Raw genomic sequence first — 12,845 nt, forward strand, 5'->3', positions numbered from 1 at the left:
CATTGCAAGACCTCCTCAAAAGCCCTCAAAAACAAAAGACCTTGCCCTCTAACGTTTCTTCGCTTAAATAAGATAGAGAAAAACCTTAGAGAGGTCGCTATGTATGTCTTAATTGGGGGTGCAGGACTGATTGGGCTGAACCTAGCACAACGCTTGGTCGATTTGGGACACACCGTTGCCATCATCGATATCAATCTTGCGGCCTGTCACTACGCCCGCGAGCAGTTGGGTGTGATTACGTTTGAAGGCAGTGCCGTTAGCACAGAAGTCTTGCTAGAAGCAGGCATCCGAAAAGCAGATGCTTTGGTGGCTGTGCTGCGAGATGATGCGCTTAACTTGGCTATGGTGACACTAGCGAAACATTACGGTGTCCCGCATATTTTGGTGCGAATGCGTCACCGAGATTTTGCTGGACCCTATCGATTTGCGGGGGCAACTCGTGTGATCAATGCGATTGAGCTGGCGGTTTCGACAATGGTTAACGTGATCGAATATCCGCAAGTCGAGTCGATCATGCACTTTGAGCAAGGACAGATTGAAGTTGTCAAGCTGCCGATTTCGGGAAACTGTAACGTGGTCGGACGAAGCGTTGCCGAAGTTGCTCAAGATCCAGAATTTCCTCAGGGATCACTGATCATTGGCTATCAGCCTCAAGCGCACATGGATCTGATGATCCCCAACGGCAGCACCATTCTGGAACCAGAGTCAACGGTTCTAGTGGCGACGAAACCCGGATTGATGCACGAAATCATTGATTTCATGCAGAACTGCGCTTAGTCATCCTCCAATCCCAGCAGTTGCTGATCGAGCGCCGCTAATCGCGATCGCACAACGTCTTCCGACAAAATGCGCTTCCGCAGGGCGTCACTCAACGCATTTTTCTCAGCCAGCAGCAATCGCCGCCGTACTGCTTCAAATCGAGGTTCTGCTCGGCTTCCCTTTTCTTCCCGCTGATTGTAGAAATCCCTCAATGATCGTTCTGCGGCAGCAACCTTAACCTGATACCCCGATCGCATCTCTTCGTAGATTGATTTGGCTAAAACACCTGCTTTAAGCAAGGTGTCTAATTCATCTTGAGCCGCTTTAGCGGTCATTAGCTGAGACTGTAATCCTTCGATCCACTGCTGTGTCTCCGACACATGCGACAGCTGCAAACGCTGCACAAACAACGGTAAACTCAGCGCCTGTCCCATCAGAGAGAGCAGAACTACTCCAAATACGATCGCAATTAATTTTTCTCGCCCCGGTACTGATCCCGGTAAACTCAACACCAAGGCCATCGATAGCGATCCCTTAATATTTCCGAGAAATAAAACGTGTCGCCACTTGAGCGGCACAGGACGGTCAAACTTGCTGACAAGAGCTAAGAGCGGATAAACTGTCAAAAATCGTCCCACTTGATACGCCAGAACTGCAAGCAAGACGGCAGGCAACGTGCTCCACAAGGTCGGCAAACTCAGCTCCAGTCCAATTAGTAAAAAAATAAAGGTGTTGACGCCAAACCCGGCATACTCCCAAAAGCTCAACACCGTGATCCGACTCGAAGCAGATACCCGGCTCGATCGCTCTAAATTGCCAATTAGTAACCCTGCGACGACAACCGCAACGACTCCTGAAACTCCTAGAAGCTGACCTAATTGAAAGGCACTGAGCGCGATCGCAACTGTCAACAAAATACTACTGAGCGGATCATCATCAGACCGGACGTACAGCCCAATGCCCAAATATCCGAGAGCGATCCCGACGACTAACCCACCGATTATCACAACTAACAGTTCTTGAATGCCCTCAAAAACGGTGACACTCCCGGTGGCATTAAATTTAAGGATTAGACTAAATAAAACTAGGGCAATTCCGTCATTAAAGAGACTTTCGCCTTCTACAATCGTGATTAGCCGCGACGGAACCGAGATTTCCTTAAATACTGCAATCACCGAAACCGTATCTGTAATCGCAAGAATGACGCCGACCAGCAGAGCAGGAATCCATTCCAGACTTAACCCAAACTTCAGTCCAACTGCTGTTACCCCAGCCGCTAACACAACTCCCGGACCCGCAAGTAACAAAATTGGCTTTAGTGTGCTGCGAAGTCGGCTAATGTCAGTATTAATGGCCGCTTCAAACAGCAGAATTGGCAGAAACAAATTAATGATGAGTGAGGAATCCAATCCAACGCGACTGGGCAAAAACTCCGCGATCGCGAGTCCTGCCAATACCAAACCCGTCGTATAGGGCAACCGCAATCGACGAGACAAGAGAGCTACGATTGTTGCCACCAGCAACAGAATAATTAGAACCGTCACCAGTTCCGCAAACCGCCCTTGCTCACTTCCAACTATCGCAATTAACTGTGTCATAACCTTGTGACTTCTACCCCCGCGATTGTCCCTACTGACCTTACCTGGTTTCACACTGATCTCTATAAGATCGCTATAGAGATTTTGATCCACCTTTCCTGCAGAGGAGGAACTCCTCTACACTATGCATACTGAACTGTGCATACTAAAGTTCTCGATTTTCACCCTCAATTTATTAAGGAATTAAATCAGTGAGTCCAGAAACCCTTGTCAAAACCCCTTCAACGTCTAGCTCTTTCACCAGAACTGAGTTTGACGAATACGTGATGAAAACCTACGGACGGTTTCCGTTAGTCCTAGAACGAGGACAAGGTTGCCGCGTATGGGATGACCAAGGACGAGAATATCTGGATTTTGTCGCAGGCATTGCCACTTGCACACTAGGGCATGCACATCCGGCGATGGTTGCCGCCGTTACCGAACAGATTCAAACCCTACATCACGTCTCAAACCTTTACTATGTCCGGCAACAAGGCGAATTAGCCAAATGGCTCGTTCAGCATTCCTGCGCCGATCGTGCCTTTTTCTGCAATTCTGGAGCCGAAGCAAACGAAGGTGCAATTAAACTCGCTCGAAAGTATGGGCATACCGTTCTCAATATCGAGAATCCAATTATTCTCACGGCTCAGGCGAGTTTCCACGGACGCACCCTCGCCACTATCACGGCAACTGGGCAGCCTAAATATCAGAAGGACTTTAATCCTCTAGTGCCAGGATTTCACTACGTCCCGTACAACGATATTGCGGCATTAGAGAACGCGATCGCGGATCTTGATCGGGATCAGCGCCAAGTCGCTGCCATTCTTCTCGAAGGGTTGCAAGGAGAAGGCGGTGTTCGTCCCGGCGATCGCGCTTACTTTCAACGCATTCGCGAGATTTGCGATCAAACTGGCATTCTTCTGCTCCTGGATGAAGTTCAAGTCGGTATGGGTCGAACAGGCTCTTGGTGGGGCTACGAGAATCTGGGCATCGAGCCGGACGTCTTCACTTCTGCTAAAGGATTAGGGGGTGGAATTCCGATCGGGGCAATGCTGTGCAAATCCTTTTGCGACGTATTCCAGCCTGGAGATCATGCCAGCACGTTTGGCGGGAATCCCTTCGCTTGTGGGGTCGCCTTGGCAGTTTGTCAAACGTTAGAAAAAGAAAACATTTTGGCGAATGTTCGAGAGCAAGGTGAGCATCTCAGATCGGGATTGAAGCAGATAGCCGAGAAGTTTCCAACCCTCGTCGCAGAGGTTCGGGGCTGGGGCTTGATCAACGGCATGGAACTTCATGCAGAGACAAGCTTAACGTCGGCTGATATCGTCAAAGCGGCAATGCAAGAAGGGGTTCTACTCGTTCCCGCAGGTCCAAAAGTTGTTCGGTTTGTGCCGCCTCTAATTGTAACGGCTGAAGAAGTCGAGCAAGTTTTACAGTCTATCGATCGCGCCCTTTCGATCTTATCTGCCTAATTCGTTTTATCTTTTGTTCTTGACAAGGGCAAGACTTGGTAGAATACAGGACTGTACTCAAAATTTCTGTTTACGCAACTCGGAGATTACTATGGCGCGGAAATGTCAACTCACTGGTAAGAAGGCAAACAACGCCTTTGCTATCTCTCACTCTCACCGCCGGACTAAGAAGCTGCAAGAAGTCAATTTGCAGTGGAAACGCATTTGGTGGGAATCTGGCAATCGTTGGGTTAAACTGCGGCTCTCGACTAAGGCCATCAAAACATTAGAGCACAAAAGCCTGGATGTGTTTGCAAAAGAAGCAGGCATTGATTTGAGCCGTCTGTAAGATTTTTGCAAAACAGACCTTTTGCGATCGTCAATCTTGACGCTGAGAAAACTAATTCTCCGAGCCTGGCTCAGATATTGATGCAGGTTTATATTGAAAGAACTGGGGTAGCAGTGATAGCACTAGCCCCAGTTTTTTATTAAAAGTTTTAGGCACTAGAATTTTTAAGTCTCTGATCGAAAAGAGGAGTCAGATGGGTAACATGAGTCCATTCATATCTATGCGTCAAATTTTTTAGGCAAGTTTTATGAATGCTTTAGCTCAAATCCCTTTTTATCACTTGAATTGTAAAGCCCTGCTGAACGGATCAAATCGTTCTGTCTCGTATATTTTTGGTTAACCTCAGTTCTGAGTGAATTAAGACAGTAGTTTTCCTCACTCAGTCAAAATCGTTTCCGCATCGTCTCTCTCGTGCTAAAACAGTCGCCATGTCACACCGCAAACTCGCTCAAGCAATTCAGGGACTATTCCGCCAAGGTTGGAGATTCTATCGATCTCTAACCAAAACCCTCATCAATTGGATTCTCCGAACTGCACTCTCTAATCAGCGTCGAGGAAGAGTCTCAACGGCCGGTTTTGTGTTGCCGACCACAGTGTTGCTCATTCTGGTCGTGGCACTGACTGTTGGCGCACTCACCTTCCGGGCTTACAACCGCAACACGCAAGTTATTGGTGAAGCACAGCAGAGGGTCATTTATAATGCGGCGACCCCAGCGATCGATCGGGCACGCTCTAAATTGGAGTTTTTGTTTGACTCTAACCGCGACACCCGATACCCCGGTGGTGTGCCTGGTGAGAGTTTACTTTACAACATGCTGCTCAACGATGGCTCTGGTGGCATTGTCCAGCTTCCCCTGCAAGACGAGAATGGAAATCTAATTGACGCATACAAATTGCCCGATGAGCAACGGATAGATCTCAATGGCGATGCTAAAAAAGATAATGCCTGGACTTACCGTACTGACCTCGACAGCGATGGAAAAGCAGATGCAACGGTTGTCTACTCGGTTACCTTCAAAACTCCTACCCCTGTAGAAACGCCGACACAACGAAGTACAAGTGAACAATTACTTTCCTTAAAAGACACCGAAAAAGCGGCTCAGTTAATTGTCCGCCACGGCCCGTTAAGTAATGATCTTAAAGCAATTGGCTGTGGAACAAGTAATAGCGGAAACAACGCACCAGAAGGCGGATGGTTTGAAGATAGCAGCAATACTTCAACGCTTCTGAAGAATTTTCAAGTTGATGCCCTAGTCATTCCAGACAGCGCAAAATCAACCGCTGTCACTCTAGAACTGCACCAAGATCGCCGCATCAATCGAGGCAACAAATGGGGAGCTTGGTTTCGTAATGATCTAGAAATTTATCCAGGTGCTCAGTTTAACTGGAATGGGGCAATGCATACTGAAGGAAGCTTAATCCTTGGTAGTGGTGACAACAATGTCAATTTTAATGCCCATCTGGTCAGTGGCAAAAACTCTTGCGTCTATAACCCAGCTTCTAACTCCGAGATTACAGTTACAAACTACGTCGAAAATAAACAGACATTGTTTCAAGGTGTTGTAACGGCTGGAACAACAAAGAACAACAATACATCTGGATCGTCAAACATTTATATCCACGGAACCAATAGCGCGACGGCTCTGAGTAATGCTAATGATTCTACTAAAAACAACATTACTCCTATTGATATTTCGATCAATCCAAACAAGATTCTGACAGAAGATGGCTATACCAATCGAAACAATGGCAACAACACTGATCTACAAACGTGGGACAAAAAGGAAGGAAATATTGGTCCATTCAAAGATTCAGAATTAGGAAAACGCATCAGAAACGTTACCGAAAAAGCTCCTTATATTGATGACCTTTATCGCGCTGACGATCGCTGGGGTCCGAAATATAGGTACGACAACAACAACAACGGGCAAATTCCTCCCGGCAAGAAAGTAGGCGACCCGATCGTTGGGAATGAATATTCTCGACTGACTCTGCAAGACCCACCATCGACCGATGAGCAAAGCGAGGGTGCGGTTGGTCTAGATGGTTACTGGGAGCGTCGTGCCAGAAGCAAAGGATTACGAGTTCTAGTGGGTGAAAGACTAGAGCTAGGAAATCTCAATACCTGGTTTGCTCCAAAGCAGAACCTTTCTGGAAACAATGACTACATTGAAGCAGGAGAAACCGAAGGCGATCCGTTGTATCCACCGACCGTTAAACCCTACCCTGTGCTGCCAGGAGCAACGGTAAAGCACATTGACTTGCAGCGACGGTCGCTCAGAGATAATGTGTCAGCCGCACAAGCTACGGCAATCTATCACTTCAATGTCAGTGAAAACAAAGATTACCCCGTCGCCTGTCTTGCAACGACAGCTCATCCTGGTACACCAACAACCTTACGGCGATCGATCAACTTTTTGCCCACTAAGTTTGCAACAGGAGGCGACAAGAGTAACTCAACCTTTGAGTTTTTAGGAACAAATCTCTTCGTCGGTCAGGGCTCAAACGGTTGGGAATTCAACCCGCCTGCCAACACTGCCGCCCAGTTTGAGCAAGCGATGAATTCTGATAGCGCTTTACGCAAAGCATTATCTAACCTTGCTCATTTTGCTGGCGATCCAGATGGCGCTTATCCACCTAAAACAGGCGACTCAAAGACTCATCCCTACCCTGCCTTAACGATGTGGGGCAACTTCTCCAACTTGAGAAGAGTGATAGACAGGCTAGAGGCTGGCGCTAGTTATGCAAGTCTCAGTATTGCAGATAAAACTTATCTCCAAACGGCGGCTTGTACACTAGGGGTTTTGGCGTACAACATTGATGAGATTCAGCAGTTCGACCCGTCTAATCCAAACAATGATTTAAAGCCAGACAGAGATCCAACCCCGACACTGAATGCAAACGGTAGAGTTTTGTCAGATTTAGCGGCGCGGCTCTTTCGGCTAATGGATGGCGAAGTCACAAGTGCGGAAAGCGAGGTGCTGCCCAAGTCGCAGTTAAGCACCTACGGCTACGACCCAAATGGCACTTATCAAGGGGTTGGAGCCTACAATGCAAGAGACTACTACAACGTTCCACCAGAAGCCTTTATTGGGGTACTAAAGCGACAAATCGCTGCTACGACTAACTCAGACGTTGAGAACGATCCAAGAATTCGCATGGCTGAATTAATCATGCTGCACCATCAGATTCGACGCGATCGTACCTTTGGATTCCGACCTTCTCCCGCTTTCGGAGAGTATGTCGTCAACTTCCAAGACGCATTCTATCCCGTCTTCCCATCTGCCTGTGACCCGGATGAGTTCACCTTTAGTCAGGCAGTATTCGGTGCTAATCCTATACCTTCTGTCAAGTTGGATGGATCGCGGGAAGACGCAGCTAATCTTACAAAACTTAGTCAGAAAGACCTAGGTAGATATAGACTGGCACTCTCTCGTCTATGCGGAACAATTGCTACAACGCAAAACTACAAACCTGGAGACCCTGCCACGAAAGAAGAAGTCAGGATCTTACCGAAATTTCCTTCCCTATATTACATATTTCCAGAGAAAAATCACATTCTTGCTGGGGATATTGAAACTGTATCTGCATCATCTCTAAAGTATGATCACCGCCAGCCTAATGGAACTACTCTTCCTGATAATCCTGCTCCTGAACCATATGTTAGCGATGAGTATGTCAAGAGCCTCGTCCCTGACAAGCCGTTTAGACAAATTGATGACGCTCTTCCAAACATAGCAAACAGGGCACGGTTCATAACACCCATTTCTACGTTAGAAATCCCAAAAATTACAGTAGATGTTAATGGCGTTAATAGTAGCCTTTTAACAAGCGATCTCAGCAGCCGTCCTTACTTTGGACAGCCTAGTACTTCTGGCGCTTGGACTCCCACAGTTCCTTTTCCAATCGAAGATCATTCAGTTAAAGTAATTGCTCTAGAACCCAGAAAGCTGAATGACTGGAAACTGCCCAAGGTAGTTCAGGCAGATCTACCAGCAGGCAGTTACCCTGCAAACTTTAAAACTTCAGGCCCATCTGCATCAAGCGGTGTAAATCTGCCAACCAACTTTATCCTAGCCCCCGCTTCTGCTGAGACCACTGACAGCGCAGTTGTTACAGCAGTACCATTCCTTGATCGCGCCTTCTTCGATGGTCGTCAGTATTTACTAACCCGAACTTTAGACATCGATTTAGGAATGCTAAGAAATGAGGCGGCGGGCACAGCAAATGTTTGGCTGCCTGAAAGTGGTATGGTATATGCCTTCCGTGAAGATGCTGTTCGTGAAGATGCCATTGACCGACCTGATTCGACAGTGGGTATGGATCTAACGAATCCTGACGCGTCCAAAGATCCTGCTGTTGACGCACGAGGCATTTCAGCAAAAGCAATTGACTTTCTGCCAGACCCAGAGCGCAGAAGCCACGGATTCCGACTGCGTAATGGGGCACAAGTCAAGCGCACTGATGGTCTGATTGACGTGAAGAAAAACATCCGAGGGCTATCATTCTTCACGGATCAGCCTGTCTATATTCAAGGTGACTTTAACCTCCATCAAGATGGCGTGGATACTTCATCTGGGGAGAACATTGAGGAGTTTACACAACGCCTGTTTGACCCATCGAACAGTGCTTACACAAAAGAGGAGTTTTACGATCGCACGACTAAAGATGACCGTTTCGCTAAACCGACTCTCGATCGTTGGCGTCCTTCAGAGATTTTTGCTGACAGCATCTCGATTCTCTCAAGCAGTTTTTGCGATGGCAGCATTGCTGACAGCTTCATTCAGCCTGGCACTAGATCTGGAACATTAGTCCCCGACTTTTTATTACCAGCAACAAGCAACGCCACTCCTCCTACTGTAGGAGCGCTCAATGCTAATCGAACCCTCTACAACAGATTTGGTTTGTATGGTCCTGGCTGTCCCACCAACGGGCGCACGTCGTTCCACAATCAAAACCGTCCTAAGTCGCCTTTAGAAGCTGGTTATGACTGGGTGCGAGAAAACTCTTCTCTTGTTACATACTCACAGCGATATATATCTACAACAGGATCTACATCTACAACACAGAGCAGATTGGACTACTGGCCAGATTACACATCGCCCATCAAAATTTCTCGCGCCGGTCAACCTGTAGTGGCAGGTCCTCAAGCTTTAGGCAGCCAACCAACTAGCCCTACAACTCCACAGCCTGTCAACAAGCCACAGACTTATGCAGGAAGAGGTCTTTCATACTTCACCATCGAGGATAAAGACAAGGGAGCGCGTCTTATGACGCCTAGTGAGACAAGAATTAATTCCATCATTGTGAGTGGTATTCATCCGTCTCGCAAAAACCAAGGCTATGGTGGACTTCACAACTTTCCACGCTTCCTTGAAAACTGGGAAGGCGGTAAAAAAGTCTTCTTTGCTGGCTCTTTCCTACAGCTTAATTTCAGTAACTATGCGACTGCACCCTTCGAGACGGAAAGGTGGGAACCGGAAAATGCGAGCGTTGAGGTCACGAGCGAGAGCATTCCCTATTACGAACCTCCTACCCGTTTTTGGGGATATGACGTAGGACTGCTCCTTAGCCCTGCGGGTCCTGCTGCAAGCCGTTTCGTTACTTCTGATAAAAATCGCAGTGAGTTTTATAGCGAACCCCCTGCAAACGATCCGTACATTGCCAAACTCTGTACGGCCGTGAAGACCAGCACTGGAATTGTTCCAGCTGGGGTCACCGTGAATTGTCCGGGCAGCTAATAGTAAGCAGGAGTCTCAGATGTCATTACGCATTACTCACATAGGCAAGGCTATAGCTCCTGGCATAGCCTTACGGCTGGCACTTCAATTGGTTCAGCGACAAGCGGTGAAACGCTCTGACCAAGGACTCACACTAATTGAAGGGTTAGTCGCCATAATTGTCGTCACAATTACTGTTGTCAGCATTACTCCTCCCATTTTTTGGGCAACTGGCTCCCGTGTGCAAACTCGGAGAGCAGAGCAAGCCTTACAACTTGCTCAAGGAGAAATCGATCGCGTCCGAGCTTTGGTCGAGCGGGATAAATTTGACCTTACTAATCTGCCTCCCGATGCAGGCACTGAAGAAGAAGTCCGCGCTGGCATTGCTGCACCAAACAGCGCTCAAGAAAACAAAGTTGTGACTGCAAACCCGTCATGCTCATCCAAAACGAACGTATCGATTCCTGATGCTCAGAATAAGTACATTCAAGTTGATGTCGATCTGGATCAGAATGGCAATTGTGACGCCGATTTTCTTGTTCAAACCTTTCGTAGTCGGGGTCTCGACGCTAATGGTAATGCGATCGCAGCAGGACAAAAGCCCGCAGGCTTTGTGATGGGAGTGAGAGTTTACTCTTTTGTTGCTAGAGAGAACCTGAATGCAAATAAGGGTGAGAAAGAGCAAGTTAGCCTGAAAGGAACGACTGGACTTGGCAATCAGTTGCAACGTCCCCTTGCGGTTCTTTACTCCACGATCGTGCCTAGTAACGCCAGTACGAATATGGATCTCTATAGAGCGCTCTGCAAACCCACAAATACAGATCTTCAAGGTTCACGGAAGTGCTAAACAGCTACATGTTTTAGAGGTGAAATTCTATCAGAGATACCAACAATGTCCAGAACATTTTTTAAGCAAAGCATACTGTCACGTCTAGCAACGTCAAAGCAAAAGCGGAACATGGGCTTCACGCTCATTGAGCTTTTAGTCGCGCTATTCATTGGCAGCGTGATTACGGGTGCGCTGCTGTTTATGGTCGTCAAGCTGTTAGAAACAAATCAGCGCGAGGCGGCGCGAAGCGATACACAGCGAGAAGTCCAAATGGCAGTAGACTACATTTCTCGCGATCTACGGGAAGCTGTTTATGTATATGACGGTAACTGTCTTGTTGCTGATAGCACTACCGTCAATACGAGCCAAAACTGTACTGGTTTACTCAATTATCTCCCTGCACCTATTGCGAGCGGAACAAGCACTTTACCTGTTCTAGCGTTTTGGAAAGTGGAAGATCTTCCTCAAAAGTTAAAAGACGCCTGTAGCAACAAGGCAACCGCTTTTTCTAAGAGTGACCCCCTTCCTCCTGACGTGACGGGTGTTCCCTGCATTTCTCGTCGTATGTATACTCTGGTTGTTTATACCCTTGACTGGACTACTTCTACTTCTGAAATTTGGAAGGGTAAAGCCAGAATCAAGCGGTACAACTTGCCTCAGTTTACTGAGAGCAGCGCGGGCGCAGCAGGGACACAACCCGCCGTAACTCAAGGTTGGCTGTATCCAGCAGGAGAAAATACAGGCTTCAACTACTGGCCCAAAGATAAGAACTATACAGCCACTCTTGGTTATCAAAATCCAGCTACTGCTACAAATGCAAACAATCAAGTTTTGCTTGACTATATTGATATGAATCAGCTAACTGGCAATGATGTTACCTGCCCTGATAATGACTACGTTCTAACTCCTAACTCGGCTATATCTAGCAAAAGAAGAGGGTTTTATGTGTGTGTAAAAGGTAGAGAGAGCAACGGTACTTTAAACCAAGAAGTAGTTGTTCGCCTTCAAGGGAATGCCTCGGGTAGACCAGGAGTCAGTTCAAATAGTAATGTTCCACTTCCGCTAGAAACTCGTGTACTAACACGGGGCGTGTTAAACAAGAATATCTAAGGCTGGCTCAACTGGGGGAGAACGATGAAAAGGCAAAGATTTTCAAAGCGATCGACAGAAGGATTCACGCTGCTCGAAATGCTGGTGGTTATCATCATGATCGGCGTGATGTTTGCGATCGCGGCTCCTAGCTGGGTGGCTTTTCTGAACAATCAGCGGGTCAACACGGCTAGAAATCAGGTCTTCGAGACCCTACGAGCCGCCCAATCTGAAGCGAAACGCACAAAAATTAATCGTGCTGTCGTCTTCGACAACAATAGCAACACGCCTAGAATGGCGACTATTCCAGTTTTGGGCGATTCAATTGATACCCCTAAAAGCAACGTTCAGAACTGGCAGACTTTAGGCAACGGGGATATCAAGCCTGGGACAATCAAAGTAAATTCTGTGCCAGCGCCAGCAAGCCAAGTTTTTGATGCTTCTGTCTTGTTTGATACTTACGGCAATGTGATTAAAACCAATAACACTGCTTTAGATACAACCAACGGATACAAAATCGTAGTTGGAGTTGTTAGCAGTACCAATCCTCGTCGTTGTATCGCCATTAAAACGCTACTAGGGGCAATACAGGAAGGCGCGGATACTGATTGTCAGTAGCCTAAAACCAAGCTTGCTATCGTTCGTCTTCATTCACTTGATCACAGATCTGCTGATGCCGCTAAACCCCCGTCTACCCCAATTTAAGCGATTTACTAAGTCGAATCGACGTAAAAGATGGAAACAGCACTTCGGTAGAACTAGGTTGGATCTTGGTATGACCCTACTAGAAGTTCTGGTGGTTGTGGTCATGATTGGTATCATGGCAGCGATCGCGGCTCCGTCTTGGACAGCATTTCACGATAACTGGAAGTTAATCACGGCTCAAAATCAAGTGCACGATGTTGTGCGTCAAGCGCAAATCAAAGCAAAATTGCAGCACCTTAGATACGACGTGAAATTTAGACAATTCGATAATAGAGTCCAGTGGGCCATTCACCCTGTCGGTAATGATGAACTTACTAGGTTGTGTTGACATTTCAGCGAAGTTCAATCAGCAAGGCAGTGAAATAA

At 47.2% G+C, this 12,845-nt stretch carries 9 protein-coding genes; 8 read left to right on the plus strand and 1 reads right to left on the minus strand.

Annotation, left to right across the window (positions count from 1 at the left end):
• Positions 1 to 99: 99 nt before the first annotated feature.
• Positions 100 to 777 (plus strand): potassium channel family protein, encoded by a 678-nt coding sequence (locus tag AC5JLB_RS00610; RefSeq protein ID WP_495871919.1) that lies wholly within the window; start codon positions 100 to 102, stop codon positions 775 to 777.
• On the opposite strand, the gene AC5JLB_RS00615 is transcribed toward AC5JLB_RS00610, so the two are convergent.
• Positions 774 to 2,357 carry a cation:proton antiporter gene (locus tag AC5JLB_RS00615; protein ID WP_495871920.1) on the minus strand — a complete coding sequence of 528 codons (1,584 nt, stop codon included), beginning with the start codon at positions 2,355 to 2,357 and terminating at the stop codon, positions 774 to 776. The genes AC5JLB_RS00610 and AC5JLB_RS00615 overlap by 4 nt on opposite strands.
• 191 nt (positions 2,358 to 2,548) lie before the next feature.
• On the opposite strand from AC5JLB_RS00615, the gene AC5JLB_RS00620 reads away from it, so the two are divergent.
• From AC5JLB_RS00620 to AC5JLB_RS00650, 7 genes are all read left to right on the plus strand, one after another.
• Positions 2,549 to 3,808, plus strand: coding sequence for an acetylornithine transaminase (locus tag AC5JLB_RS00620; RefSeq protein WP_495871921.1), 1,260 nt, complete (start codon positions 2,549 to 2,551; stop codon positions 3,806 to 3,808).
• 91 nt (positions 3,809 to 3,899) lie between these two features.
• On the plus strand, positions 3,900 to 4,136 hold the full coding sequence (gene rpmB / locus AC5JLB_RS00625; protein WP_495695714.1) for a 50S ribosomal protein L28: 237 nt from the start codon (positions 3,900 to 3,902) through the stop codon (positions 4,134 to 4,136).
• Between the two features lie 428 nt (positions 4,137 to 4,564).
• A complete protein-coding gene (hpsA, locus tag AC5JLB_RS00630; RefSeq protein WP_495871922.1) occupies positions 4,565 to 9,877 on the plus strand; it encodes a hormogonium polysaccharide biosynthesis protein HpsA in 5,313 nt (1,770 codons plus the stop codon).
• A gap of 19 nt (positions 9,878 to 9,896) precedes the next feature.
• Complete coding sequence (locus AC5JLB_RS00635; RefSeq protein ID WP_495871923.1) at positions 9,897 to 10,703, plus strand: type IV pilus modification PilV family protein; 807 nt, start codon at positions 9,897 to 9,899, stop codon at positions 10,701 to 10,703.
• 45 nt (positions 10,704 to 10,748) lie between these two features.
• A complete protein-coding gene (locus tag AC5JLB_RS00640) occupies positions 10,749 to 11,795 on the plus strand; it encodes a PilW family protein (protein WP_495871924.1) in 1,047 nt (348 codons plus the stop codon).
• A gap of 24 nt (positions 11,796 to 11,819) precedes the next feature.
• Complete coding sequence (locus AC5JLB_RS00645) at positions 11,820 to 12,392, plus strand: prepilin-type N-terminal cleavage/methylation domain-containing protein (RefSeq protein ID WP_495871925.1); 573 nt, start codon at positions 11,820 to 11,822, stop codon at positions 12,390 to 12,392.
• Between the two features lie 157 nt (positions 12,393 to 12,549).
• Positions 12,550 to 12,807: a pilus assembly FimT family protein gene (locus tag AC5JLB_RS00650; protein WP_495871926.1), complete on the plus strand. Its 258-nt coding sequence runs from the start codon at positions 12,550 to 12,552 to the stop codon at positions 12,805 to 12,807.
• The last annotated feature ends 38 nt before the right edge of the window (positions 12,808 to 12,845 follow it).

The organism is Myxacorys chilensis (assembly GCF_059505265.1).

What these genes read in the sequence shown, in the direction of transcription:
- AC5JLB_RS00610 (WP_495871919.1), top strand. Translation starts at nt 100, where the DNA reads ATGTATGTCTTAATTGGGGGTGCAGGACTGATTGGGCTGAACCTAGCA.
- AC5JLB_RS00615 (WP_495871920.1), bottom strand. Translation starts at nt 2,357, where the DNA reads ATGACACAGTTAATTGCGATAGTTGGAAGTGAGCAAGGGCGGTTTGCG.
- rpmB (WP_495695714.1), top strand. Translation starts at nt 3,900, where the DNA reads ATGGCGCGGAAATGTCAACTCACTGGTAAGAAGGCAAACAACGCCTTT.
- hpsA (WP_495871922.1), top strand. Translation starts at nt 4,565, where the DNA reads ATGTCACACCGCAAACTCGCTCAAGCAATTCAGGGACTATTCCGCCAA.
- AC5JLB_RS00635 (WP_495871923.1), top strand. Translation starts at nt 9,897, where the DNA reads ATGTCATTACGCATTACTCACATAGGCAAGGCTATAGCTCCTGGCATA.
- AC5JLB_RS00640 (WP_495871924.1), top strand. Translation starts at nt 10,749, where the DNA reads ATGTCCAGAACATTTTTTAAGCAAAGCATACTGTCACGTCTAGCAACG.
- AC5JLB_RS00645 (WP_495871925.1), top strand. Translation starts at nt 11,820, where the DNA reads ATGAAAAGGCAAAGATTTTCAAAGCGATCGACAGAAGGATTCACGCTG.
- AC5JLB_RS00650 (WP_495871926.1), top strand. Translation starts at nt 12,550, where the DNA reads ATGACCCTACTAGAAGTTCTGGTGGTTGTGGTCATGATTGGTATCATG.